The sequence below is a fragment of the Corynebacterium sp. p3-SID1194 genome (genome assembly GCF_025144155.1).
Taxonomy (GTDB): Bacteria; Actinomycetota; Actinomycetes; order Mycobacteriales; family Mycobacteriaceae; genus Corynebacterium.
Genome location: NZ_JALXWY010000009.1, coordinates 1 through 24,648, shown reverse-complemented (window position 1 = coordinate 24,648; position 24,648 = coordinate 1). Strand labels below are relative to the sequence as shown.

19 protein-coding genes and 1 pseudogene are annotated in these 24,648 nt (G+C 65.3%); 7 read left to right on the top strand and 13 right to left on the bottom strand.

Annotation, left to right across the window (positions count from 1 at the left end; genetic code table 11):
* Nucleotides 1-3: 3 nt before the first annotated feature.
* The gene (locus M3G19_RS07380; protein WP_259902022.1) at nt 4-1,545 is read left to right on the top strand and encodes an acyl-CoA carboxylase subunit beta; all 1,542 of its coding nucleotides are present in this window, start codon (nt 4-6) and stop codon (nt 1,543-1,545) included.
* 302 nt (nt 1,546-1,847) lie between these two features.
* Nucleotides 1,848-2,273 carry a hypothetical protein gene (locus tag M3G19_RS07375; RefSeq protein WP_259901967.1) on the top strand — a complete coding sequence of 142 codons (426 nt, stop codon included), beginning with the start codon at nt 1,848-1,850 and terminating at the stop codon, nt 2,271-2,273.
* A gap of 18 nt (nt 2,274-2,291) precedes the next feature.
* Here the strand turns inward: M3G19_RS07375 and M3G19_RS07370 are convergent, their stop codons facing one another.
* From M3G19_RS07370 to trmB, 7 genes are read right to left on the bottom strand one after another with little or no spacing between them, the layout of a single operon-like run.
* The gene (locus M3G19_RS07370) at nt 2,292-2,654 is read right to left on the bottom strand and encodes a DUF3054 domain-containing protein (RefSeq protein WP_259901966.1); all 363 of its coding nucleotides are present in this window, start codon (nt 2,652-2,654) and stop codon (nt 2,292-2,294) included.
* A 26-nt stretch (nt 2,655-2,680) separates the two neighbouring features.
* A complete protein-coding gene (locus M3G19_RS07365) occupies nt 2,681-4,003 on the bottom strand; it encodes a class I SAM-dependent methyltransferase (protein ID WP_396121762.1) in 1,323 nt (440 codons plus the stop codon).
* Nucleotides 4,004-4,012: 9 nt separating this feature from the next.
* The gene (locus M3G19_RS07360; RefSeq protein WP_259901964.1) at nt 4,013-5,470 is read right to left on the bottom strand and encodes an FAD-binding oxidoreductase; all 1,458 of its coding nucleotides are present in this window, start codon (nt 5,468-5,470) and stop codon (nt 4,013-4,015) included.
* A gap of 25 nt (nt 5,471-5,495) precedes the next feature.
* On the bottom strand, nt 5,496-6,515 hold the full coding sequence (locus M3G19_RS07355; protein WP_259901963.1) for a YbhN family protein: 1,020 nt from the start codon (nt 6,513-6,515) through the stop codon (nt 5,496-5,498).
* Between the two features lie 11 nt (nt 6,516-6,526).
* On the bottom strand, nt 6,527-8,821 hold the full coding sequence (locus M3G19_RS07350) for an MMPL family transporter (RefSeq protein ID WP_259901962.1): 2,295 nt from the start codon (nt 8,819-8,821) through the stop codon (nt 6,527-6,529).
* Between the two features lie 29 nt (nt 8,822-8,850).
* Nucleotides 8,851-9,522 carry an NYN domain-containing protein gene (locus M3G19_RS07345; protein WP_259901961.1) on the bottom strand — a complete coding sequence of 224 codons (672 nt, stop codon included), beginning with the start codon at nt 9,520-9,522 and terminating at the stop codon, nt 8,851-8,853.
* Nucleotides 9,519-10,325 carry a tRNA (guanosine(46)-N7)-methyltransferase TrmB gene (gene trmB, locus M3G19_RS07340; RefSeq protein ID WP_259902021.1) on the bottom strand — a complete coding sequence of 269 codons (807 nt, stop codon included), beginning with the start codon at nt 10,323-10,325 and terminating at the stop codon, nt 9,519-9,521. Before trmB ends, M3G19_RS07345 begins: the two co-directional genes overlap by 4 nt.
* A 299-nt stretch (nt 10,326-10,624) precedes the next feature.
* Here trmB and M3G19_RS07335 point away from each other — a divergent pair, with 299 nt between their 5' ends.
* Entirely contained in the window at nt 10,625-12,439 is a 1,815-nt protein-coding gene (locus M3G19_RS07335; RefSeq protein ID WP_259901960.1) for a phosphoenolpyruvate carboxykinase (GTP), read from the top strand.
* Here M3G19_RS07335 and M3G19_RS07330 read toward each other — a convergent pair.
* Nucleotides 12,436-13,191, bottom strand: a complete 756-nt coding sequence (locus tag M3G19_RS07330) for a methyltransferase domain-containing protein (RefSeq protein WP_259901959.1) — start codon at nt 13,189-13,191, stop codon at nt 12,436-12,438. The genes M3G19_RS07335 and M3G19_RS07330 overlap by 4 nt on opposite strands.
* A 40-nt stretch (nt 13,192-13,231) precedes the next feature.
* On the opposite strand from M3G19_RS07330, the gene M3G19_RS07325 reads away from it, so the two are divergent.
* The gene (locus M3G19_RS07325; RefSeq protein ID WP_259901958.1) at nt 13,232-14,314 is read left to right on the top strand and encodes a glycosyltransferase family 4 protein; all 1,083 of its coding nucleotides are present in this window, start codon (nt 13,232-13,234) and stop codon (nt 14,312-14,314) included.
* Between the two features lie 67 nt (nt 14,315-14,381).
* On the opposite strand, the gene M3G19_RS07320 is transcribed toward M3G19_RS07325, so the two are convergent.
* The gene (locus M3G19_RS07320) at nt 14,382-15,926 is read right to left on the bottom strand and encodes a hypothetical protein (protein WP_259901957.1); all 1,545 of its coding nucleotides are present in this window, start codon (nt 15,924-15,926) and stop codon (nt 14,382-14,384) included.
* A complete protein-coding gene (locus M3G19_RS07315) occupies nt 15,913-16,554 on the bottom strand; it encodes a DUF3068 domain-containing protein (RefSeq protein WP_259901956.1) in 642 nt (213 codons plus the stop codon). The genes M3G19_RS07320 and M3G19_RS07315 overlap by 14 nt, the downstream gene beginning before the upstream one ends.
* On the opposite strand from M3G19_RS07315, the pseudogene M3G19_RS07310 reads away from it, so the two are divergent.
* Nucleotides 16,511-17,506 (top strand): annotated as a pseudogene (locus M3G19_RS07310) (acyltransferase family protein); the annotation flags it as partial. The gene M3G19_RS07315 and the pseudogene M3G19_RS07310 sit on opposite strands and share 44 nt — an antisense overlap.
* A 64-nt stretch (nt 17,507-17,570) precedes the next feature.
* Here the strand turns inward: M3G19_RS07310 and M3G19_RS11900 are convergent.
* Nucleotides 17,571-20,618 (bottom strand): alpha-(1->3)-arabinofuranosyltransferase family protein, encoded by a 3,048-nt coding sequence (locus M3G19_RS11900; RefSeq protein WP_311198340.1) that lies wholly within the window; start codon nt 20,616-20,618, stop codon nt 17,571-17,573.
* Entirely contained in the window at nt 20,619-20,834 is a 216-nt protein-coding gene (locus M3G19_RS07300; protein ID WP_210573934.1) for a DUF2613 domain-containing protein, read from the bottom strand.
* A 73-nt stretch (nt 20,835-20,907) separates the two neighbouring features.
* On the opposite strand from M3G19_RS07300, the gene M3G19_RS07295 reads away from it, so the two are divergent.
* Both M3G19_RS07295 and M3G19_RS07290 read left to right on the top strand, forming a co-directional pair.
* Nucleotides 20,908-22,035, top strand: a complete 1,128-nt coding sequence (locus tag M3G19_RS07295) for a glycoside hydrolase family 3 N-terminal domain-containing protein (protein WP_259901954.1) — start codon at nt 20,908-20,910, stop codon at nt 22,033-22,035.
* A gap of 54 nt (nt 22,036-22,089) precedes the next feature.
* Nucleotides 22,090-23,775 (top strand): VanW family protein, encoded by a 1,686-nt coding sequence (locus M3G19_RS07290; protein ID WP_259902020.1) that lies wholly within the window; start codon nt 22,090-22,092, stop codon nt 23,773-23,775.
* Here the strand turns inward: M3G19_RS07290 and M3G19_RS07285 are convergent.
* A complete protein-coding gene (locus tag M3G19_RS07285; RefSeq protein WP_259901953.1) occupies nt 23,772-24,590 on the bottom strand; it encodes an alpha/beta fold hydrolase in 819 nt (272 codons plus the stop codon). The two genes, M3G19_RS07290 and M3G19_RS07285, sit on opposite strands and share 4 nt — an antisense overlap.
* Between the last annotated feature and the right edge of the window lie 58 nt (nt 24,591-24,648).

The window sequence follows — 24,648 nt, the reverse complement described above, 5'->3', positions numbered from 1 at the left end:
ACGATGACGACCGAAGAGAAACTCGCCGACCTACGCGACCGCCTCGAACGCGCGCAGGATCCTGGTTCCGAGCGCGCACGCAAGCGCCGCGACGACGCCGGGCAGACCACGCCGCGTCAGCGCATCAATGCGCTTCTCGACGAAGGGTCGTTCGTCGAAACCGGCGCGCTCGCCCGCACGCCCGGTGATGACGACGCGGTCTATTCCGACGGCGTGGTGACGGGCTATGGGCGTATAGACGGCCGCCCCGTCGCCATTTATGCCCACGACAAGACCGTCTACGGCGGTTCCGTCGGCGTGACCTTCGGCCGCAAAGTCGTCGACGTGATGGAGCTGGCTATCAAAGTCGGCTGCCCCGTCATCGGTATCCAGGATTCCGGCGGCGCACGCATCCAGGACGCGGTGACCTCGCTGGCGATGTACTCGGAGATCGCCCGCCGCCAGCTGCCCCTGTCGGGCCGTTCGCCGCAGATCTCCATCATGCTGGGCAAGTCCGCCGGCGGCGCAGTGTACGCCCCAGTGACCACCGACTTCATCGTCGCGGTCGAGGGTCAGGCCGAAATGTACGTCACCGGACCCGCCGTCATCCGCGAGGTCACCGGCGAGGATGTCTCCTCCGCGGAGCTCGGCGGTGCGATGCAGCAGGAGCAGAACGGCAACGTCTCGGTCACCGTGCCGAGCGAAGAGGAAGCGTTCGACTTCGTTCGCGACCTGCTCGGCCACCTGCCCACCAGTGCGTTCGACGAGCCGCCGGTGGTGTGGGCGCCCGCCGACGAGGATCTGGACGATTCCGCCCTCGACGAATTCATGCCGGACGACACCAACGCCGGCTACGACATGATGGACCTTTTGGTCCAGCTCGGCGACGACGAGGAAATCCTCGAGATCCAGGAGAATTACGCCCCGAATCTCATCTGCGCCATTGGGCGTATCGACGGCCGCCCCGTCGGCTTCGTCGCCAACAACCCCATGCACTTCGCCGGCTGCATCGACGCCGATGCCGCCGATAAAGGTGCCCGGTTCATCCAGATCTGCGACGCCTATAACCTGCCCCTCATCTTCGTCGTGGACACCCCCGGCTACCTGCCCGGTGTGGACCAGGAGAAGGTCGGCCTGATTCACCGCGGCGCCAAGCTCGCGTTCTCGGTGGTGCAGTCCACCGTGCCGAAGATCTCGCTCATCGTCCGCAAGGCCTACGGCGGTGCGTACGCCGTGATGGGTTCGAAGAACCTCTCCGGCGACCTGAACTTCGCGTGGCCGACCGCGCAGATCGCCGTGATGGGTTCTGCCGCTGCCGCGGTCATGATCCAGGGCAAGCAGCTCGCCGCCATCGAGGACGAAGCGCAGCGCAACGCCATGAAGAAGATGTTCATGGACTTCTACGAGGAGAATATGACCTCCCCGTACGTCGCCACCGAGCGTGGCTACCTCGATGCCATGATTCAGCCGTCGGAGACCCGCCGCACTCTGCGCCGTGCACTACGCCAGCTGTCCACCAAGTACGACGCTGACCTACCGAAGAAGCACAATATTCACCCGCTGTAATCCTGTCCGTAACGATTGTGTAACGTGCCTGAGGATCGTCACGATAAGCCCTACAGAAAGTTGAACGATCTCCAATAGGTAATGACAGGAGGAAACATGCTCAGCAGCGCACTCGATCTCGGTTCCGAGCTCATCAACTACCTCGTGTGGGCATTCCGCGCGATCTCCAGCGGCCGTCTGCCGTTCTAAGAGCGTCTAGGGTATACAGACACGGTCGCGCAAGACGTGACCGTGTTTTTATATCCTCGGATATGTATTCAAGTATCCGACCTGACACCGTGGTGTCGAGCCAAGGAGGAAACGTGTCCCGCCTGCCTGATCTGCCCGCCGATCTGGACAACCAGATCGAAAAACACCTTGAGTACGAGCTGCCTCAGGGCTACACCGCCCAGTTGGAAGAGGCCTGGGAAATGTTGCCCGAGCCGCGTCTGGAATGGAACTACTGGCCGCAGAGTATCGCCATGAGCGCATGCGATTACGCCGTTGAGATCCAGGACTGGGCGCTTGCCGAACGTTGGTTGGCTCGGGGCCGAGACGCGTACGCGGTCGTCTCAACCGGAGACCCGATAGGGGATATACCAATGGACCACTGCGAGGCTCGCATCCGAGTCGCACGCGGAGACGCCGACGCCGCCGAATACTGCCGTGGCTTGTTGGCGAAGCACGGCCCGAATTTCTTCAAAGGGCCGGACGATCAAGCAGTACGCTCGCTGCTCGCCCAAAGCTGAATCCGGCGGCCGCTAGCCTTAACGCTTGATCAGGCGCGCGATCCCGCGCCACCCCAGCATCAGCAGCGCCGACATCACGCTGGCCACGACAATGAAGGACCAGTGCGGCAGCTGCTGATTTCTTATGCCCCAGATGATCAGGCCGGTAGCGACGGTGATCAGCCAGATGAGCGCGCCGCCCGCCTTGCCTTCGCCTTTGCGCGTGAGGGTGACGATCACCCAGGCCAGAGCAACGCCCACCAAAAACGGCCACAGGGTGGACAGCCAGCCGGTGAAATTCAGTGGCATTTCGTCGGTCTGGTGCGCGATGCGTGCCAGCAGTGCGAAGACGGCGATGGCGAGAGTGTCCAGGGCAATAGCGACGGGCGTGGAAATCTTCATAGAGTGAATTCTAGTGAACCGGCGGTTTAGAACACCGAGTCGTTCCACCAGCGCCGCTCGGGGGTACCGGCGCGGGAGCCGTTCTCGTCAAGCTTGATGCCCACGACTTGGTGCAGCTCGACCACATCGTGCTCGAAACCCCACTCGGAACCGGCCATGTACATGCCCCAGAGTTTGGCGGTGTTCTGGCCGACCAGCTCGACAGCCTTGTCCCAGTTGGCCTTGAGGTTCTCGCACCAGTCGTGGAGAGTGCGCATGTAGTCGAAGCGGATATTTTCCTCGTGGAAGACCTCGAAACCGTGGTTCTGCATGTTCTTGATGATGGTGCCTGACCCGGTGAGCTCCCCGTCGGGAAAGATGTACCGGTCCATGAATTCACCGCTGCGGGTCTTGTGGTTGTCGGGGTAGGTGATGCAGTGGTTGACCATCACGCCGCCGTCACGAAGCTTCTCGGAGAGGAACTCGAAGTAGGCCGGGTAGTTGCTGACACCGATGTGCTCGAGCAGGCCGATGGAGGAGATGGCGTCGAAATCGCCCTCTTCGACATCGCGGTAGTCGAGGAAGCGCACTTCGGCGAGATCAGCGAGGCCCTCCTCCTCGATCTTGGCCTGCGCCCATTCGGCCTGCTCCTTAGACAGGGTGACACCGAGAGACTTCACGCCGCGCCGCGCTGCGTAACGGACCATGGAGCCCCAGCCGCAGCCGATGTCCAAGTGGCGGTCGCCGGGTTTCAGATTCAGCTTCTCGAAGACGAGTCGGAATTTATTCTCCTGCGCCTCGTCGAGGGTCGCGTCCGGGGTGGGGTAGTAGGCGCAGGTGTAGGCCATGGATTCGCCGAGGAAGAGCTCGTAGAACTCGTTCCCCACGTCGTAGTGGGAGGAAATGACGTCCGCGTCGCGCTGCTTAGAGTGGCGGGATAGGCCTTGGCGCACGCGGCGCTCCAGCCATGACGCCTGCTCCGCCTCCGGGATCGGCTGGATTTGAATGGCGCCCATGGAGCGCAGGGAGCGGGCGATGCGCAGACCTGTGGCCGCGTCCGGGCGCGAGAAATTCTCGTACAGGGTGCGTAGGTGGTCGAAGATGCTGTACGGGTGGGCCAGATGCTCACCCTCCACGATGAGTCCGTCGGTGACCCACGCGCGGGCGAGCCCCAAATCGCCCGGGGCGGTGGCGATGTAGGACAAGCCTTCAGGGCTGGTCACACGTACGGTGTGCTGGGCATCTTCGGGTCCCGTGCTCGAACCGTCGAACGCCTCCCAGCGGAACGGGTTGCCGGCGGGGAATAGCGTGTCCACAATCTCTGCGACGGTCATGGGTGTGAAGTGTGTGCTGCGGTCACCGATGATCATGTTCATCTCCTACGCGTTATTCACTGTTTTGTCGTACAGGCCCGGAAATCTTCTGTCCGGGTCGTATTTCTGCTTCATCTGTTCCGGCAGGTCCCCGCCGTACAGCTGCTTGAATTTCTCGTCGCTGTAGAACGCTTCCGAGTACAGCGACTTATGCCCGTCGAGCTCCGAGACTTTCTGCTCGATGAGTTTGTTGAAGGCCCCCGGCTCCTGCGCCGCAGAGACATGGTCGGCTGGCACACCAGACCAGAAGCCGACATTGATCCAGGTAGTTCCCGGATCCAGCGGGTAGAGCGGCCACGGCGCGGATTCGGGCAGCCCCACGCCCGAGAGCTCTTCCACACCGGGGCGCAGGCGGATTGGGCAGAGCCACACGGGTTCGATATCGCTGGCGGCAAAGAACCACTCCAGGAATGCCGCGAGGTGCGTATCGGTTACCTCGATGTCCTGCACGACGCGCTCGGTGCGCGGCAGGTTCTTCGGTTTTTTCAGGAAGCGGTATTCGAGGTCGTATTTCTTGTCCAAGCCCACGAGCTTCCAATAGAAGGAACTGCGGCGCAGCTGCCGCGGCCATATCTTGCGCACCTGGGGGTTCTGCGCGCCGAATGCGCGGGAGCACCAAAACCAATCGGTGTCCCAGCGCCAGATGTAGTCGCGGATAGTCAGGTAGTCGTGCTTCGTGCCTGCCGGGTGCTGGATCGAGCGGTAGAAGATCGCGTCGTGCGTGTAGTCGGAAGTTCCGGGCGCATTGTCCGCCTGGAAGGCGAGCACGAGGTATTGCTCGTCCGTGGAGAAAGCGACAGCGTCGAGGCCGTGAATCTCCCGGTCTTCCCACGTGCCGTTGGCGGCCGCGGCGGCCAGCGCGTCCTGGAATTGTGCCAGGTCGCTGTAGCGCACGTGCGCAAGCTCCATGAACGGAGCGACGTCCTCCAGCTCGATTTTCAGCCTGACCACATAGCCGAGGGAACCGTAGGAATTAGGGAACGCGCGGAAGAGCTCCACATTTTCTTCGCGGGAGCAGGTGATGATGTCGCCGGTGCCCACCAACACATCCATCTCCAAAACGGATTCGTGGGGCAGGCCGTTGCGGAAACTCGTGGATTCCACGCCCATGCCTGACACCGCGCCGCCGAGGGTGATTGTTTTCAACTGCGGCACCACTAGTGGCGCCAGGCCGTAGGGCAGAGTCGCGTCGACGAGGTCCTCGTAGGTGCACATCCCCTGCACATCCGCAGTCTTTGCCACCGGGTCCACCTCGATGACACCGCCGAGGCCGCTCACGTCGAGGCCCGCCTCGGCGGCTTCGCGGGAACGGAATAAGTTCGACGTCTTCTTCGCCAACCTGACGCGTTGCCCTTCCGGAACAGCGGCGAATGAGCGCACCAGCGTTTCGACGCCCTGTTCATGCCCATGCCACGCCACGGGAGTGACCCGTTGCCAATCAACACTGCGACCCAATGCGTTCATATAAGGCCACGATAGACCTCTTCAATCAGTTCGGCAGGTGTCCAACCTCCGGACGCCCAAGCATGAACCCTTTTCCGGCATAGGCGAACAGGTAGATGATCCAGCCGATAGCGGTGATGAGGGCGAAGGAGATGATGCGGTAGATGAGGGTGGCGGCGGTGGCGTCGACAAGCGTGAGGCCCGAAGCGACGAGCGACGCGGTGGCGATGGGTTCGACGGTGCCGATGCCGCCCGGCGTCACCTGGGCGGCGCCGGCGAGTTTGGTCATGATGAAGGCGAGGGCGACACCTTGAATGGTCGTCTCGTTCAGCCCGGCCTCGAGGCCGGGCAGGGCGCCGGTGACGGCGGTGACGGAGAAGTAGAAGGTGGCGACATCGATCAGCCGGTTCAACAGCGAGAACACGGCGGCCGCGACAAATGCGCCCGGTGACATGCGGATGGCGGCGAGCTGGTCGACGACATCGACGACCTTCACGCGCACGCGCTGCGGCAGGTAGCGCACCCAACGACGAAGCACATCCGGGTTGTAAATCGCCCAGAACACACCCGCGATGGCGGCGACGGCAACGGCGAGGGAACCGGCAAGCGCCCACACGGACAGGCGCGCGCCGAAAAAGATCACCGCGGCGATGCCGATGACCACCAGCCATACCGTCGACAGCGCGCCCGAAATCACGAAGAACCAGCCACACAGGCCCACCGACGCGCCCCAGGAGCGTTGCACCCGGAACGTCAGCCATGCGGAGATCGCCGGGCCGCCCGGAATGGTCGTGGACCAGGCGTTACTGGCAAGAGTGATGGCGGTCGTGTTGCCCATGTTCACGCGCACGCCCTCGGCGGTCAGCAGGATGCGCATGACTGCCGCCATCGCCAAGATGGACAGCACCGCGCACACCACCGCCGCCGCGACAGGTGCAGGCGAGGAGTGGCGCAGCGCCTGAAACGCCTCACCGAGAAACGGCAGCTGGTCGCGGAAGACCACGCCGATGATGACCAGCACCACCACGGGTGCCAGCCAACGGATCCACGCGCGGGCGTTGGTCATGTCCGCGGCACCTAACTGTTCAGCCGACGCATCAGCTCATCGAACGGGATGAGCTGCGTGTCCTGGTCCACGCTCACACCCGAGCGGGCGTGCTGGTTGGCCGGGACGGTTCCCGCGACGGGGATCTCGCCGGTGCGGGGGTGGAGAGGGGAGTCGTCGATAAGCTCCTGCTTTGTGGCGTCGCCGCCCTCGCCGAACGATTCCGCGGTGCGCTTGATCCAACGCGGCGCCCACCAGTTGTCCTCGCGCAGCTCGTGCATGATCGCGGGGACAAGGAGCAGGCGGATCAGCGTCGCGTCGAGCGCGAGCGAAATGATGAGGCCGTAGGAGATGTACTTCATCATCACGATCTCACTCAGCGCGAATGCCGCGGCGACGACGATCATGATCAGCGCGGCGGCCGTGATGATCGAGCCCGTGTGCGCCGTGCCGTACTTGATAGCCTGGTCCGTTGTCGCGCGCTTGTTGCGCGCTTCCACCATGCGGGAGACCAAGAAGACCTCGTAATCCGTGGACAGGCCGTACAAAATCGCGATGATCAGCACGAGCACCGGACTCATGAGCGGGCCCGGGGTGAAGCCGAGCACGCCCGCGCCCAGCCCGTCGACGAAGACGAGCGTGAGAAAGCCAAGGGTGGCGCCGATGCCGAGAATATTCATGATCACAGCCTTCACCGGCAGGATCATCGAGCCGAACAGCACCGCCATCAGCAAGAATGTGGCCAGCACCATGTACACAGCCATCCACGGGAGGCGCTCCAGCAACGCTTCGATGGACTCGACCTCCATCGCCGGGGTGCCGCCGACATGGAGTTTCACACCGTCCGGCGCCTCAATCGCACGCAATTGCTTGACGACGTCCGCCCCACCGTTCCTGTCCGCCAGCGTTCCCGCCAGGACGAATGTTCCGTCCGGTGTGGACTTGGTCTTTTCCATCGGGGAGGCCAGGCCGGTGATGCCGCGGGTCTGCCAGACGATGTCGACGAACTGGTCGTTGTCAGCTCCTTCCACCACGAGCTTGACCGGGTCGGTGCGGTAGGCGGGGAATGTCTCGTTGAATTCGTCCTGCGCCTGGCGGACCTGGTTGGCCGGCGGCAGGTAGGACTCGTTGATGCCGCCGAACGTGATGCCCACGATCGGCAGCGTGAGCAGCAACAGCGCGCCGGCGACACCGACGATGACCGGCTTGGAGTGGCGCATCGCCCACGCCGGGATCTTGTACCAGACGGTGTCCTCGATCCGGCGTGCCTTCCGGCTGGTGCGGCGCACCGAGAACTTGTCGATATTGCGCCCCAGCATGCTGAACAGCGCCGGCAGCACCGCCACCGAAATGATCGCGGCGAGGACCACCGCGCTGATCGCGCCGTACGCCACCGATTTGAGGAAGGCCTGCGGGAACATCAGCAGACCCGACAGCGCCACGCCGATCATGAGTGCGGAGAAGAACACCGTCTTGCCCGCCGTCGTGGTAGTTTCTGCCACCGCGTCCCGGATCTCCTCCGGCGAATCCCCGCGCTGGTCCAGCTCTTCGCGAAAACGGGAGACCATGAACAGGCCGTAGTCGATGGCCAGGCCCAGCCCCAGCAGCGTGATCACGGATTGGGAGAAGACGTTGACCTGCTGCACCTGTGCCAAAAGCGACAGGACGGACAGCGAGCCGAGGATGGACAGGATGCCCACCACCAGCGGCATCGCAGCGGCGACGACGCTGCCGAAGACGAAAAGCAGGATGACAGCCACGAAAATCAGGCCGATTTTCTCCGCGCGTGCGATGTCATCGGCCATGCCAGAATCCAGCGCGCCTGCGATCGCAGTGGCGCCGGCGACCTGGACTTCCGCGCCTGCAGGAAGCTCGATGTCATAAAGAGCGTCCTCGATGGCGCGGTAGTCCTTCAGCGTCTGCTCGCCGTCGCCTTTGAGGCCGATCGCGGCGAAGGCCTTCGTCCCGTCAGCCGAGCGGAGCTGCGGATTCGGCTTTTCGAAGTAGCTGGTGATGTGGTCGATCTGCTCCGGGTATTGCTCCTTGAGAGCACTGATCTGCCGGTTCGCCTCGGCCATCACGGTCTGGTCGTTGATATTGCCACTGACCAGCAGGATCACGTCACCGTTATTGTCGCGTCCGAAGACCTCTTCTTCCACCTTGGCAGCAGTGGTGGAAGCGGCACCCGGGTCCTCCCAGCCTTCCTGGGAGAGTCGGTCACCCAATTTGGAGCCCCACAACACCTGCATCAGCAGAATGATCGCGATGACCACCACCGGAATGATCCGGCGGTGGCGGTAAGCAAACTGGCCCCACTTATAGAACACGGGCCCTCCTTGTCTTCTCGGCTGTCGGGCTATCTCTTATTCAGCAGCGCAGACAGCGGGCGGAAGGGCTGCAGCCACGCGCCCTTCTCCGGCAGCTTGTCCAGGTTGACGCGCGGCAGCGGCTCGCGGAACACCCCGGGAATGTCCTCCAAGTCTACGAATGAAATGGTCTGCGAGGTCACTGCCCAGCTGGCGTGTTCGTGGAATCCGAGAACGGTGACGGGCAGGCCGTCGTCGGCAAGCTCGCAAAGGAGCTCCTGGAAATTCTGCCCGTCAGCGGACGCGACGACGATGCCACACAAAACGCCTTCCGCTTGACGACGGCGGATGTGCTCCACCATATCCTCGTCCACATCCGAGTCCTCGTCCGTCTTCGGCTTAGCGAAGACCGCGAAACCCACATTCCGCAGTGCCTCCACCCACGGGCGGACCGCATCGGCGCTGCCTGGCGTGACATTGGTGAACACGGTCGCCTCCGGCTCGACCTTGTCGCCGGTCTCGGAGCTGAGCTCGACGGCGCGCATGGCCAGCCAACGGCCGATCGCGTCGAAACGCGGGCGGTACGCCGCAGTCGGGCGCCCACCGAGGATCGCACCGAGTCCCATGTCTAAATTCGGTGCATCCCACACGAGCAGCAGATTGTCGGGCCCAGCCTCAGCCCCGGCGGTGTAAGGGTGCGTGGCAACGTGCAGATCGGTCATTTTTTCACCCACAGGTACTCGCGGATCACGTGTTCTTTATCCAGGCCCTTGCCCTCGAATTTCGTGATCACTTGTCGGTCGGTCAGAATCGGTGCCTCGTCCCACGGCCAGCCCTTGTACTCCAGCAGCGGTTCTGCCTCAACCAGCTCGTCGATCCACTCCGCATAATCGGCGTGGTCGGTGGCCACGTGCAGCACACCGCCTTGCTTGAGGCGGGTGGCGATGAGATTGAGCGTGCCCGACTGGATGATGCGGCGTTTGTGGTGTCGCGCCTTCGGCCACGGGTCCGGGAAGAAGATGCGCACGGCGTCGAGCGATTCCGGCGCGATCATGCGGGCCAGGACTTCAACGCCGTCACCGCGCACCATACGGACATTCTCGATGCCGCCGCGCACGACCGATCCCAGCAGCTTGGCCAGACCCGGTTTGTACAGCTCCACAGCGATGATATTGGTGTCAGCCTCCAGCGGTGCCATCGCCGCCGTCGACGTTCCCGTGCCCGAACCGATCTCCACGATCGTCGGGTGGCCGGTGCGACCGAACCACTCGTCGTAGTCAATCCACTGTTCGTCGTCTGAGTGTGCGAGGACAGTGCCGAGGCGGGGCCAATTTTCGTCGAAAAGCGCCTGCTGGTTGTCCGTCAGCGTGCCGCGGCGGAACGTGACCGACCCCAGGCGCGGGTAATCCAAGCCTGTGTCGAATTCGGTTTGCGGCGGGCGGCCGGCCGGAAGCTCGCCGAGAGCGTCCCTGCCCTCTCCGCTTTCTCTGCTTTCGTGGCTGCGATCGTTTTCTTTCACGATCATATTGTCCACCAGCTCACCTCGTTACGCGTGATGCCCCCCGCATAGGGGAAGAAAAAGGACTTCCGTATTCCTGCGCGGGGGCCTGTTCACACAACCCCCGCCAGTGCTCGGGCATGTGCGAGTAAGGGCAGCTTAATCGCGGGAACGAGCATGAATAGTGGGGGACTACCCACACTCTTTTGGGGGTAGCTCCTTTGTAGTTTCAGTGCGCTTAAATGGGAGGTTAACAAGTTAGGGCGAGAAACGGGGGTACTCCGATACGCTGAATAAAGGAACCGCCGAAGAATAGAGGAGTAGGAATGACCGCTGCAGTGAAGGGGCTTTCGGGCCAAGCGCCCACCGAGAATGAGCAGTTGATCGAGTGGATCAACGAAGCAGTCGAACTGTTTCAGCCAGATCAGGTGGTTTTCGCTGACGGTTCCCAGGAGGAATGGGACCGTCTCGCTGCTGAGCTCGTGGAGAAGGGCACGCTGATCAAGCTCAACGAGGAAAAGCGTCCGAACAGCTTCCTCGCCCGCTCCCACCCGTCCGACGTGGCGCGTGTGGAGTCCCGCACCTTCATCGCATCTGAGACCGCCGACGGCGCCGGCCCCACCAATAACTGGGTCGCCCCGGACGAGCTCAAGGCCGAGATGACCGAGCACTTCCGTGGCGCCATGAAGGGCCGCACCATGTACGTTGTGCCGTTCTGCATGGGCCCGATCTCCGACCCGGACCCGAAGCTGGGCGTGCAGCTCACTGATTCCGCTTACGTGGTCATGTCCATGCGGATCATGACCCGCATGGGCCAGGAAGCCCTGGACAAGATCGGCAAGGACGGCGACTTCGTGCACTGCCTCCACTCCGTCGGCGCTCCGCTCGAGGAGGGCCAGGAGGATGTGGCATGGCCGTGCAACGACACCAAGTACATCTCCCAGTTCCCGGAGACCAAGGAGATCTGGTCCTACGGTTCCGGCTACGGCGGCAACGCCATCTTGGCGAAGAAGTGCTACGCCCTGCGCATCGCTTCCGTCATGGCGAAGGAAGAGGGTTGGATGGCTGAGCACATGCTCATCCTCAAGCTCATCGACCCAGAGGGTAAGGCCTACCACGTCACCGGCGCATTCCCGTCCGCCTGCGGCAAGACCAACCTGGCCATGATCACCCCGACCATCCCGGGTTGGAAGGCCGAGGTCGTCGGCGACGACATCGCATGGCTCAAGCTTGCCGACGATGGCCTCTACGCCGTCAACCCCGAAAACGGCTTCTTCGGCGTTGCCCCGGGCACCAACTACGCCTCCAACCCCAACGCGATGCGCTCCATGGAGCCGGGCAACACCCTGTTCACCAACGTCGCGCTCACCGACGATGGCGATGTCTGGTGGGAAGGCATGGACGGTGAGACGCCGGAGCACCTCATCGACTGGCAGGGCAACGACTGGACGCCGGAGTCCACCACCCCGGCCGCTCACCCGAACTCCCGTTACTGCGTGCCGATCCCCCAGTGCCCGTCCGCAGCCGACGAATTCGACGACTGGCGCGGCGTGAAGGTCGACGCGATCCTCTTCGGTGGCCGCCGCCCGTCCACCATCCCGCTGGTCACCCAGGCCCGCGACTGGAACCACGGCACCATGATCGGCTCCCTTCTCTCCTCTGGTCAGACCGCAGCGTCGCTGGAGGCCAAGGTCGGCTCCCTGCGCCACGACCCGATGGCGATGCTGCCGTTCATCGGCTACAACGTGGGCGATTACTTCCAGAACTGGATCGACCGTGGCAACGAGGGCGGCGACCGTATGCCGTCGATCTTCCTGGTCAACTGGTTCCGCCGCGGTGACGACGGCCGCTTCCTGTGGCCGGGCTTCGGCGAGAACTCCCGCGTGCTGAAGTGGATCGTCGACCGCATCGAGGGCCGCGTCGAGGCTGATGAGACCGTCGCCGGCCACGTCGCCCGCGCCGAGGACCTCGACCTGTCCGCCCTGGACACCCCGGTCGAGGACGTCCGCGAAGCACTCGCCGTCAACCCGGAGGAATTCGCCGCGGACTTCGAGGAAGGCAAGGAGTACCTGGGCACCCTCGGCGACCGCGTCCCGCAGGAGATCTTCGACGAGCTGGAGAAGTCCCGCTCGATGATCTAAGCCCTAAGGACCAGCACCAGGTTCGACACCGCGAACTCCCGCAGCACCGGCACCGAGGTGAGCCACCAGGCCCAGCTCGGGTGGTAGCGGGGGAACGCGGTGATTTTTTCTGCCCCGCTCGCCGCAGCCCAGTCCAGCCCCCATTTGGCGGAGACCGCGAAAAGCGATTTTCCCCACACATTCTTCGGCGGGTGCCCGTGGGTGCGCTCGTAGCGCCGCCGCGCGAAATCGCCGCCCACATAGTGCGGCCACAGGCCCGTCTCGTGCCCGCCGAACGGCCCGAGCCACACGGTGTAGCTCACGACGACCAGCCCGCCGGGCTTTGTCACCCGCACCATCTCATCGCACATCGCCGCAGGATCCGGCACATGCTCGACCACATTCGACGAATACGTCACGTCGAACACGTCGTCTGCGAATGGCAGCGCCGCACCATCGCCGCGCACCGCGCCGTAGCCGCTCAAACCAGCCGCCGACATTTCGCTTATCGACGGCTCCAGCCCCACATACCAGCTATCCCCGAACGCCTCCGCGAAATAGCCTGGCCCGCCACCGACATCCAAGATCCGTTTGCTGGTGATGCCGGTGCGGGTGAGGTCGCGGCTTAAAGCGTCGATTAGCGCATGCGTGTCTTTCGCGAGCTCGCGGTAGAAGATGTCCGGGCGTGTCTGCTCGAGGCGAAACGACCGCAACAGACCTACCGCGCGCTCCAACGTGGCTAAGCTGCGCGTGCGTTCCAGCCGGATGTCCATTCCAGTGACACTAACACCTGCCCGCGTAAGATCAGCCGGGATGAAGATCCTCTTGCTGTGCTGGCGCGACACCACCCACCCCCAAGGCGGTGGCAGCGAACGCTACTTAGAGCGCGTCGGTGCGTACTTGGCCAGTCAGGGGCACGAGGTGATCTACCGCACCGCCAGCCACACGGACGCGCCGCACCGCTCGCTTCGCGACGGCATCCGTTTCCAACGCTTCGGCGGCAAATACACGGTCTATCTGCGTGCGCCTTTCGCGGTGTGGGGGAGTGGGGCGGACGTGGTCGTCGATACGCAAAATGGCATTCCGTTCTTCGCGCGGCTGTTCACGCGCAAACCCGTCGTGCTGCTCACCCACCATTGCCACAAGGAGCAATGGCCCGTCGCTGGTCCCGTGATCGGGCGATTGGGCTGGTTCCTCGAGTCGAAACTGGCGCCCTGGGTGTACCGCGGTGCGCAGTACGTGACTGTGTCGGAAGCGTCGCGTGCGGACTTAGTCGCGCTCGGCGTGAACCGCGACGACATCGCCATCATTGAAAACGGCGTCGACCCCGTCCCCGCCGACCTTCCTGCTTTGCAGCCCGACGGTAAAACCCACCTCGTCGTGCTGTCGCGCCTCGTGCCGCACAAGCGCATCGAGCAGGCCATAGACACTGTCCGCGACCTGCCCGGCGTCGTGCTCGACATCGTCGGTTCCGGCTGGTGGGAAGACCAGCTACGCACGTACGCCGCGGACCTCGGCGACCGCGTGATCTTCCACGGCCACGTCGGCGACGACCTCAAACACGCCCTGCTCGCCCGGTCCGATCTGCACCTCATGCCGTCCGCGAAGGAAGGGTGGGGCATCGCCGTCGTCGAGGCCGGCCAGCACGGCGTGCCCACCGTGGGCTATCGCGAAGCTGGCGGCCTGCGCGATTCCATCGTCGATGGCGAGACCGGCATCCTCGTTGACGACGAAGCCGAATTCCGCGCCGCCGTCCGCACCCTCGTCGCGGACGCTGCCCGCCGCGCATCGCTTGGCGACGCCGCCCGTTCCCGCGCCGCCCACTACTCCTGGCCGGAAACCGGCCGGAAATTCGCCTCACTGCTTCGCCGAGTCGTCGGCCAGCCAGGATGTTAACCCCAAAAATTAGTTTCCCCAGGTCGGCAATATTGACTCTCAAACCACGACCTGGGGTAACTAAGTTTTAGGGTTCACATCTGCGGCGATCTGAGGCGCGAAGAACGGCGCAAGCACGGCGCAAGCACGGCGCGAACGCGAAAAGCGGCAACAGAAACCACAACACCAGCAGCGCGATGCCGGTGCGGGGCAGAGCGCGGGCGGGGTAGCCGGTGTCCTCGACCGTGCCGTCGGGGTGCACGACGAGCGCGACCTGCGGGTCCGAATAATAAAGCTGAACCGAAAAGTCCGCGTCGGAGGGAAGCTCCGGGCGGGGTGTCGTGCCGAAGATATCGGTCGCGGCACGCCAGCGCGGCGACGGCTCGTCCACGCGGACACCGTCGACGATGAGTTCGCCGGATTCGACGACATTCATCGCCTTGGTGGCGGGGTCGACGATGGGAATGCCGTCGGAGGGGCGGGTGAGCAGGTGGGGGCGGGAGTCGAAAAACACGTCGCGGCCGCGGTGGTCGATATCAGGCACAGCCACGTGCACGGGTGCGAGAGCGGCGATAGCGCGCGGGGCGTCGGGGACCTGGACGACGGCGAGCAGCAGAGCAACGGCAGGCAAGCGCAGATCCACGCGGTCGAGGCGCGCGGCGGCGACGACGAAGGCGGGGAGGGCGAGGGCGACGAATTTCTGGGCGTCGCGAAGCAGGCCGGCGCCGGGGATGGTCGCCACGAGCCACGCCATCGCGCCGGGCAGCAGCCACGAGATGAGCGGAACAGCGAAACCGCAGGCTGCGAGAGCTAGCAGACGGAGCGGCACGTGCCGCCACGCGAGGCACAGCACCACGAACAACACGATGCCAGCCACAGCGAATCCGGCGGAGCGGGATGCAGGCACGGCGTCGGCATTCCAGATGCCGCCCATGCCGACCAGTGCACCGAGGGTGCCGGTGAAGGTCTCCGCGCGCGGGGCGAAAGCGGCAGCGGATGCGGCGGACGCGGTTCCCGGACCAGTGCCGGCGCCGGCGTTGAGCACGGCAGGAATCACCCACGGCAGGCATGCGGAAAGGGAGAAGAGGATGGGGGTGCGACGGGTCGTCGATAAGCTTGTGATCAGTGCGAACAACCCGCCCGTTGGCGTAAGGGAGGCGCCGCAGATGGCGAGCAGTTGCGCGGGGCCGCGGCAGAGCGCGACGGCGGGCAGCAGCCACGCGGCCAGCGCCAGCGACCATTGGCCCTGCAGGAGGCGCTCGACGGCGAACGGGTTCCACACCGCGACCGTCATCGCGGCGGCGCGCGTCCACGGCCGGTCGGCCACGCGCGCGCCGACCCACGCCGTGGCACCGGCGCCCGCGACCATGAGCGCAGCGACGAACCACGTCGCGGGCACCAGCTTGCCGACGACCGCCAGCACCCCGTCCTGCGGCGCACTCCGCGCCGGTAAATCGCCGAAACCCACCGCCGCGTGAGTGAGCGCCGGGTGGGGTAGCACCATCATGTCGCGCAGCGCCAATGCCGCGCCGGGCGAGGTGAAAGCCAGAAGGAACGGCCAGGTCAGCGCACCGATGAGGAAGACGCCCCACGCGGAAAGCGCGGTGCGCGACCACCAGCTACCGCCGGACAAAGATCACCACTCCCACGGCCGCGGCGAGCACTGCCATGAACGCGCCCAGGAACGCGAAGAATTGCAGGAATTTGAGCACGCGCACGCGGTCGTGGGCGAGGGCGAGTTGGGTGGCCCGCGTGCCGTCGTCAAGCGTGAATGAACCGTCAGCTGTCTCCCACGTCGCGCCCACGAGCGTTCCCGTGCGGCGCTCCACCACGAATGTGCGCTCGGCGTGGTAGTCCTCGCCTTCGAAAGTGCCGTGAAATTCGTAGGTGCGCAGGCCGTCGACTGTGCCCGGGCCCACGTAATCGACGGTGCCCTGCGCGCCGCCCACCGGGTCGTAGACGCGGAAGCTGCGGCGGTCCGGCTCGAAGGGGAAGAGAAAGACCAGGCCGCGCGACGTCTCAGCTGTGTAGCGGGAGATCTCGTCGCGGAATTCACCGCCCGGGCCGCGCACCGTGATGGTCGCGTCCTTCTTCGCGCCGCTGACCTCGATTTCTTCAGCGATGTCTGCCGGCCCGGTCCAGCCGAGCGACGTCACGCGGTTATCCAGCGGTTTCATCGCAGTGACGATCGGCGGCGCCACCATCGTTCCCAGGACCATGCCGACGACGAACACGGCGACGCACCAGTACAGCCGCTTCATGGCCCTCCTTTACACTTGCAGTATCTCGAACACTAGCAAGCAGCATCACCCAATCCTCCCCGAACTCGAGGGCCTGCGGGCAGTCGCCGCCCTCGGGATCGTGGTCACGCACGTCTCCTTCCAGACAGGGCTGGGCAGCGCGCTATTCGAGCGCTTTGATTTCTTCGTCGCCGTGTTCTTCGCCCTATCGGCTTTCCTGTTGGCGCGCGGAAAAGCACGCTTATCGACGTACCCCTCCCACCGCCTCACCCGCATCCTCCCCACCTACCTCGTGTGCGTGGTGGTGGTCATGGCTGCGCTGCCGAGCCTGTCCGGGCTGAATTGGCGGCAGGTGCTGGCCAACCTCTTTTTGGTGCAGATCTACGTCCCCGACGGGCTGGTGCCCGGGCTGACGCAGATGTGGTCGCTGTGCATCGAAGTGGCGTTCTACATCGTCTTGCCTGCGTATCTGGTGCTCGGGCAGCGCGGGCGTGCGGTCCTGCTCGTCGTTGCCGTTTCGTTCGGGTTGGCGTGGCCGTGGTGTATTCGCGGCTTCGACGCGCCAGTCAACCTCCAGATCTTCCCGCCGTCGTATGCTCCGTGGTTCGCCGTCGGACTCGGGTGCGCCGAGCTTGAGCGTGCCGGTGTTCGCCTCCGCATCGGCGGCCCAGTGCGCTGGCTATTTCCGCTGCTCGCGCTGGCTGTCGCGTGGCTCGCCGGCCAGGAGTGGGTCGGTCCGCGCGGATTGACGCACCCGAGCCCGTCTGAGTTCAACGCCCGGATCATTTTGGGCACCGTCTTCGCTGCTTTGTGGCTCGTCCCCTTCGCGCTGGCTCCCCAGCGCTCGGGCCGCGGCGTGTTGGCTAGCCCTGTCATGCGCGCGTTAGGGCGCTGGTCCTATTCCATCTTCCTGTGGCACGTCGCCGTGCTGGAATTCGCGTTCCCGGTCCTCGGCCGCGAACTGTTTACCGGAAGCATTGTCGACTTCGCGCTGGTGCTCGCCTTCACCATCGCCGTGTCAGTGGCCGTGAGCTACATCAGTTACGAGCTTGTCGAGTCCCCCGCCATCCACTGGCGGCGAGACAACTCACCGCGACGCACCCCGCCACCGTCACCGCCAGCGAATCCCCTGCATAATTCGCAGCTGGCCACGGTGCCCGCGCCAACCACAGGCCCATGACCCCCGCTGCACCAGCGCCGAGCGCCCACGGCGGGATCAGCGTGAACCGGCGGATCAGGAACGTCACTGCATAGGCTGCTGCGCCTGCGAGTCCGCCGGCAGCGATCACAGCTGCGGCCGCTGCAACCGAGACGACCAGCGCGGATCGATCCCGAGACTCATCCCCGCGGCGCGCGCTCGTCCGCGGTGCCGGCGGGCTCCACGAACTCCACAGCACGCACAATCCCAGCACCAGCAGACTGAGCGCGCCACCGAAGATGAGACTGGCGCGGAAGAAGCCCTCCCCGGCAAAGCTCATTGTGAATGTGCCGTGGGTGCCGGCGGGGAGGCGGAAGGCTTGCATGCCGGAGTCGACACGCACGGGCTCGAGGTCGGTGCTGCCTTCCGGGCCGCTGACAGTTCCGCGCAGCCCGTCGTTGAAGGACCGGGTGGTCAGAATGAGGCGGTCGGAGGGGGCGGGGTCGACGGTGCCGTCGAAAGGCGACCACGCGGCGGAGTGTTCGGAGCGGGTGAGTGCGACTGTCTCCGCGTCGGTGACGATGGTGTGATCGCCCGCAGGCAGCTCGACCGGGCCTTTGTCGTGATGTTCGCCGTCGATTTCGGCTGCGTGGGTCAACTCCCAGGTCGCGGCGTGGTCGGTGGTGAAGGCGCGGCGGATGACATCGTCGGCAGGCAGGAGCCGCTGGAAGAAATACGTGTCGCCGGTCCCGGGCACCGCGACGATGCGCGTCACGCCGGCGTCGATCTCCTTGATGCCCGCTGGCTCATCGAGTGCGACGCGAATGGGGCCGGCAGCGTCGCCGACACGGACAGTGAGAGGCTCACCCGCGTCGAAAGAGACCTCGCGGGAACCACCGGGCCAGCTCACGGTGGCGTCGACATCCTCGGTCGCGGTGACAGTGATCTCGCGGACAGGTGTCTCGGGGGAGACTTCGATCCAGGGGGAGCGGTCGCCGGGAGTGGGGTGCCAGGCGGTGTCGTCGAGGCCGTCGACGGCGGCGGTGAGCGATTCCGCCGGTTTCGCGCCGCCGAAGGACGTAGCATCGGCTGCCGATGACGACGCCCGCACGCTCCCGCCCTTAGATGCCACAGCCACGCGCCGGGCGGAAGACGGGTAGTCGGTGACGCGGTTGCGGATCTCGCCGCCCTCCGACAGATCGTGCAGGTGAGCAGAGCTGGGGCCGGTCAAAGTACCGTAATTGCGCTTCGCCAAGGCGGGGGTGTCGGTGACGATGTCGGCGTCTTTCGCGCTCACGATCTCCCGCGGCGAGTAGCCGAAGGTGCGGTCCAACAGTGGCAGGACCTCCCCGCCACCGGCGACGGTGGGCAGGTCGGCATCGGCGATCATCATGTCGCGTTGCGGTTCGACCAGGTAGACAGAGATGCCGCCGAAGCGTTCGGGCTCGCCGAAGGATTCGTCGAGCGTCGGCGCATCAGGCCCGGAGGCCAGGTCATCGCGTACCACGACAGCGCCGACGCCGATGGCGCGCATGGCCTCAGGGGAAAGCGCCGCCATTTGCCCGTCGAGGCCGCGGATCGCTTCGGGGTCGACGAGCGGGACGGCGTCGCGCGCGGCGAAGCGGGTGGAGGTCAGTCCCTGGATCGGTTCGTCGCGCGTCCAGCCCCAGGTCTGCCGCGCGAATTGCGCTTGCGGAACAACGAGGGTGCGGGTCCCAGCGGCATTCGAGTCAATGAAGGAAGCAGCGGCGTCCCAGTCCGACGACACCGCCGTCCACGTCCCTTCCGGGGCGAGGCGCAGCGTCCACGCGGGCGAGGTCGCAAGCACGGTGACCAGCACTCCTGCCACCATGACTGGCGTCCGCGCGCGGCTCAGCACGTATCCGGCGCCCAGCGCCAGCGGGAGGCGCACCAGCGGGTCGAGTTTGTGGAGGTTGCGGAAGGGGGCGGCGGGGCCGTCGAGAAGCGAAAGCCACGCGGTGCCGAGCGGCCCGTGCGCGGCGGCGAGCAGCCCGACGCCACAGCACAGCAGCACGACGAGGTACCCGCGCCACGGCATGTCCCGCAGCGCAAGGCCCGCGAGCCCGAACGCAGCGACGGCGAGCGTGAGCAGCACGAACACGGGTTCCGTAACGAGCAGGTGCCCGGCGGTACGCTCCGTGTCCACGAACGGCGCCCACGATGTCGTGCCGCGCAGTACTTCCGCGAGGTTCGTCCAGCGCGTGGTCACGTACGCGGATTCGATGAAGTCGGTGAACGGCGGCGAGTACCGGCCAAGCACGAGCAGTGGGCCGATCCACCACGCGGACACGAGCGCGACGCCCAGCAGCCAGCCGGCGAGCGGCTTCCACGCTAAGCGGTAGATGAGCAGCACGAATGCGGGCAGGCACGCCATCATCGTCGCAGTCGCGTTCACCGCGCCCATCAGCGCGACAGGAATCACGGCCGCCGCGATATCGCCCCGACGCAGCCGCGGGGCGAGCAGCGGAGCGATCGTCCACGGCACCAGGGCCACGGGCCAGGCTTCAGAAGAGATCGCGGTCAGCGTCGTCAGCACGCGCGGGCTCAGCGCGTACAGAAAAGCAGCAACGCTTATCGACGCCCCCTTTAACCCCATCCTCCTTCCCAGCACCACCATCCCGGAGAAGGCGATCCCCATGACGATCGACCACCAGATCCGCTGCGCCACCCAGTCCGGCAGCGGTTCCGTCAGCCAGAAGAATGCGCCGTGGGGAAAGAGGTAGCCGTAGGCCTGGTTCTGGATCTGCCCGAGGGTGAAGCGGTCGGTGTAGGCGTGCGTCGCCGCGGCCAGGAACGCGCCGGGATCGGCGGTGAGGTCGAATTTGGTGTCCGCGGCCGTGCGCCCGGGCGCCTGCAAAAACGCCAGCAGCGTCAGTGCGACCCAGCCGACCAGATGTTGCCGAAAAGGGGTGCGCAGCGCGGGCATTTACTGCCGGGAGCCGTACTCCGGTCCGCCGAGCACAGCCTCATCGGCGGGCACGGCATTGCCCGACGGGACCTGGTTCTGCCCGGAGAACGACGCGATGCCCACCACGCCCACGACACCGAGCACGATGCCGGTCACCGAGCTGGCCAGCACGGGGCCGAGGGTGCGGCGGGACCAGGACTGGCCGGAGCGGCGGGAGCGGATTACGGAGGTCATGGGAATTGAGGGTACCAGGGGGATAGGATCTGGAAGGAGACGTCGATAAGCAAAAAGAAGGGGGGTGCCCGCGATGCGTGCTGTCGCTGCGGCCGTCGGCGCGCTGACGTGCGTGTTGTGCGTCGCGTGCGCGGGACCCCGCGAGGCGCCGGAACCCGTCACCGTCGAAGTGACGCAGACGCGCACCGTCACTGAGACCCCGCCGCCCGCTTTGCCCGAGGACCTGCGCGAACGCGTCGCATCGCTGATGGTCGTCGGCGTGACAAACTACGACGAGGCGCGCGCCGCGCTCGAGCAAGGCGCAGGCGGGCTGTTCCTGCCGAGCTGGTCCGACCCGGGGCTGCTCACCGAAAAAGGCCGCAATATCAACGCTTTGCGGGAGGAATTCGACCGCCCGTTTTCCGTCGGAATCGACTTTGAAGGCGGCCGCGTGCAACGGCATTCCGATGTCCTCGGCTCGTTCCCGACGCCGCGCGAGCTCGCGCAAGAACCGCCCGAGGTGATCCGCGGCAAAGGCTACGACGTGGGCCGTACCCTCGCGGAATACGGCATCAACGTCGATTACGCTCCGCTGCTCGATGTCGACGCGGCCGGCCTCGACGTCGTCGGCGACCGCGCTTTCGGCTCGTCCCCCGAACGCGTCGCGGAAGTCGCGGTGCTCTTCGCGCAAGGGCTTGTCGACGCCGGCGTCATCCCCACTTTCAAGCATTTCCCCGGCCACGGGCGCGCCAGCGGTGACACCCACCAGACGCTTGCCCACACTCCGCCGATCCAGGACCTGAACTCCTTCGATCTCGCCCCGTACGCCGCCGTCCTGCCGAGATTCCCGCACGCCTCCGTCATGGTCGGACACATGGTCGTGCCCGGCGTCGGCGACGGGCGTTCGCCCTCCTCGCTCAACCCCAACGCGTACGCCATGCTGCGCGAAGGAAACTACCCCGGCGGCCAGCCCTTCGACGGTGTCGTCGTCACCGACGATCTTTCCGGCATGCGCGCCATCACCGACCTCATGCCCACTCCTGAGGCCGCCCGCCACGCCATCGCCGCTGGCGCCGACCAGGCTCTGTGGTCCTCCGGCGCCGGGCTGCGCGAGGCCATCGACGGCACCGTCGCCGCCGTCGAAGCAGGGGAGATCCCGCCCGCGCGCATCGACGACGCCGCGCGCAGAGTCCAGCAGCAGCTTATCGACGGCCCCAGCTAGCCCGCATTCTTCCCTTTTCCCAGTTGTCCATTACTCTTAATGCCCGTGAGTAGTGTGCAAGCCCAACGCGGGACAGGAAGCGGCCGCGGCGTGAAAGTCGCCGCCGGGTTCTTCGTCGGACTCGTCGTCCTCCTACTGGGGCTCTACCTGGCAGATCTCGCGTTCAACCGGGGAAATGTTCCCCGCGGCACCGCCGTCGGTGGGGTGGAAGTCGGGGGGATGGCACCTGCGGCGGCCGTCGATAAGCTGAGCTTAGAGCTTGGCGACGTCAACGACGACCCCGTCACCGTCACCGCCGGCGACGAGAAAACCGAATTCGTCCCCGCTAGCGCCGGCCTCGGCCCCGACTGGCAAGCCACCATCGACGCCGCCGGCACCGAATCCCCCAACCCCATCTCCCGCCTGATGGGCCTGTTCCGCACCAGAGAAGTCGACATCGTCTCCACCGCCGACGAAGCAGCCTTGGCGCCCACCGTCGAGCGCGTCGCCACAGACCTCACCGTCGAACCCGCCGACGGTGAAGTGGCCATCAAAGACGGCAAAACCGACGTCAAGGACCCCAAGCCCGGCCAAGACGTCCCCGCTGACGAGCTCAAACGCGCCATGAGCTCCAACTGGCTCAACCCCGACGGAGTCTCGGTCGACCCCACCGTCACCGAGCCCGCGATCAACGAGAAACTCGTCAAAGACGCCGTCGACGGCCCCGCCGCCCGCGCCCTCGACGGACCGCTGACCCTGAAAGGCCGCGACGACACCGACGCCGTCATCGACTCCGAGCGCATCGGCGACATCGTGACCTTCCGCAACGACCCCGAGCAGCACCGCATCGTCCCTGAAGTCAACGCTGAAGCCGCCCAAGGCATCTTCGCCGAGCAACTCAAAGACACCGTCAAAGAAGGCAAGAACGCCACGATCTCCGCGTCCGGCGATGTCACCCCGTCCGTCGACGGCATCGAGATCCGCTGGGACGACACCATGAAAGACTTCGGCGAGCGCGTGCTTGGCGACGAATCCCGCACCTGGGACGCCACCTACCGCGACACCCCCGCCACGTTCACCACCGAACAGGCCAACAAGGCCACCTTCGACGACGTCGTCGGCGAATTCACCACCGGCGGGTACAGCTCCGCCTCCGGCACCAATATCTCGATCGTCGCCGACACCGTCAACGGTGCCGTCGTCAGCCCTGGCGAGACCTTCTCCCTCAACGGCTACACCGGCCCCCGCGGCACCGCCCAGGGGTACGTGTCCTCCGGCATCATCATCGACGGACGCGCCGGCAACGCCGTCGGCGGCGGCATCTCGCAGTTCGCCACCACCTTGTACAACGCCTCCTACTTCGCGGGCATGACTGACGTCGACCACACGCCGCACTCCTACTACATCTCCCGCTACCCGGCCGGCCGCGAAGCTACCGTCTACGAAGGCGCCATCGACCTCGCCTTCAAAAACGACACCCCGCACCCGGTGAAGATCGAGACCGCCTTCGGCGGCGGCGAGATCACCGTCCGCCTCAAGGGCGTCAAGGACCGCGAAGTCGAATCCGTCAACGGCGGGCGCTGGGCGTACACCTCCCCGAGCCCGAAGACCGTCTCCGGTGGCGAGTGCATCCCCTCCGGCGGTGCCCAGGGCTTCACCACCTCCGACACCCGCATCATCCGCGACCTGTCCGGCAACGAGCTCTCCCGCGAAACCCAGACCACGGTGTACAACCCGCAGCCGATCGTGCAGTGCGGTTAAGCAGAGGTTTTCGTCGGGCGTTCTAGCCCCCACTGAGTGAGCTCGATGATCTCCGCGTCGCGCATCATCAATTGGTGCAGCGGCGCGCCGGGAATCTCCCTGTTGACCACGTCAGCGCCGTCGACAGCGGTGAGCGTCGACGCGCTATTCGGCGTGACCAACGTGTCACGCCTGGAATACAGCGCCGTATAGACCACCGACGGGTCCGTATCCGGTAGAGGATCAGCGTTCTCGCGCATCCATTTAGATCCCGCCAGTTGCTGAGGCACGCTCGGGCTGAGAAGAAGCTTCGTCAGACCCGGATGCCGGTCGAACCGCCGGAGCACGCGCGGGGCCGCACCTTCTAGATCCGTGCCGTGGAAATTCGCGCCCATCGCCACCACACGTCGCACTTTGTTCGCACCGCCTTGAGCGATGAACAGCTTCGTCAGCAGCCCGCCCTGCGAATGCGCGACAATATCGACCTGGTCCGCCCCCGTTGCCGCGAGCACCTTATCGACGTCCGCCCGCAACTGATCCAGCGAATCCTCCAACCTTCCCGTCCCGTACAGCCCAGGCAGGAACATCTTCCCGTAGTTGAAACCCCACACCCAGTAGCCGTTATCTCGCAGGTGCCGCGCGCTGCGGCGGAACCCGCTTGCCCGGCTGTGGATCCCGTGCACATACAGCACCGGGACCTCGTGCTTCGGTTCTGTACCGTTCAGCTGCTCCCCGGACGGCAGTTCGTCTTCGGGAAGGTTGAAAATCGGTTCTGTCCAGCGGGAGAGGGTGGACAGTGGTCCGTCGATAAGCGTGCTGCGCTGCGTCTTACTCACACCCCCACAGCATAGGTGCACGTGCAAGCCCTGGAGCGAAAATTGGAGCCGGCGACGA

Excerpts from the sequence above, each read along its gene's own strand:
- M3G19_RS07380 (WP_259902022.1), top strand. The coding sequence starts at position 4 with ATGACGACCGAAGAGAAACTCGCCGACCTACGCGACCGCCTCGAACGC.
- M3G19_RS07370 (WP_259901966.1), bottom strand. The coding sequence starts at position 2,654 with ATGAAGATTTCCACGCCCGTCGCTATTGCCCTGGACACTCTCGCCATC.
- M3G19_RS07365 (WP_396121762.1), bottom strand. The coding sequence starts at position 4,003 with ATGATCATCGGTGACCGCAGCACACACTTCACACCCATGACCGTCGCA.
- M3G19_RS07360 (WP_259901964.1), bottom strand. The coding sequence starts at position 5,470 with ATGAACGCATTGGGTCGCAGTGTTGATTGGCAACGGGTCACTCCCGTG.
- M3G19_RS07355 (WP_259901963.1), bottom strand. The coding sequence starts at position 6,515 with ATGACCAACGCCCGCGCGTGGATCCGTTGGCTGGCACCCGTGGTGGTG.
- M3G19_RS07345 (WP_259901961.1), bottom strand. The coding sequence starts at position 9,522 with ATGACCGATCTGCACGTTGCCACGCACCCTTACACCGCCGGGGCTGAG.
- trmB (WP_259902021.1), bottom strand. The coding sequence starts at position 10,325 with ATGATCGTGAAAGAAAACGATCGCAGCCACGAAAGCAGAGAAAGCGGA.
- M3G19_RS07335 (WP_259901960.1), top strand. The coding sequence starts at position 10,625 with ATGACCGCTGCAGTGAAGGGGCTTTCGGGCCAAGCGCCCACCGAGAAT.
- M3G19_RS07330 (WP_259901959.1), bottom strand. The coding sequence starts at position 13,191 with ATGGACATCCGGCTGGAACGCACGCGCAGCTTAGCCACGTTGGAGCGC.
- M3G19_RS07325 (WP_259901958.1), top strand. The coding sequence starts at position 13,232 with ATGAAGATCCTCTTGCTGTGCTGGCGCGACACCACCCACCCCCAAGGC.
- M3G19_RS07315 (WP_259901956.1), bottom strand. The coding sequence starts at position 16,554 with ATGAAGCGGCTGTACTGGTGCGTCGCCGTGTTCGTCGTCGGCATGGTC.
- M3G19_RS11900 (WP_311198340.1), bottom strand. The coding sequence starts at position 20,618 with ATGCCCGCGCTGCGCACCCCTTTTCGGCAACATCTGGTCGGCTGGGTC.
- M3G19_RS07300 (WP_210573934.1), bottom strand. The coding sequence starts at position 20,834 with ATGACCTCCGTAATCCGCTCCCGCCGCTCCGGCCAGTCCTGGTCCCGC.
- M3G19_RS07295 (WP_259901954.1), top strand. The coding sequence starts at position 20,908 with ATGCGTGCTGTCGCTGCGGCCGTCGGCGCGCTGACGTGCGTGTTGTGC.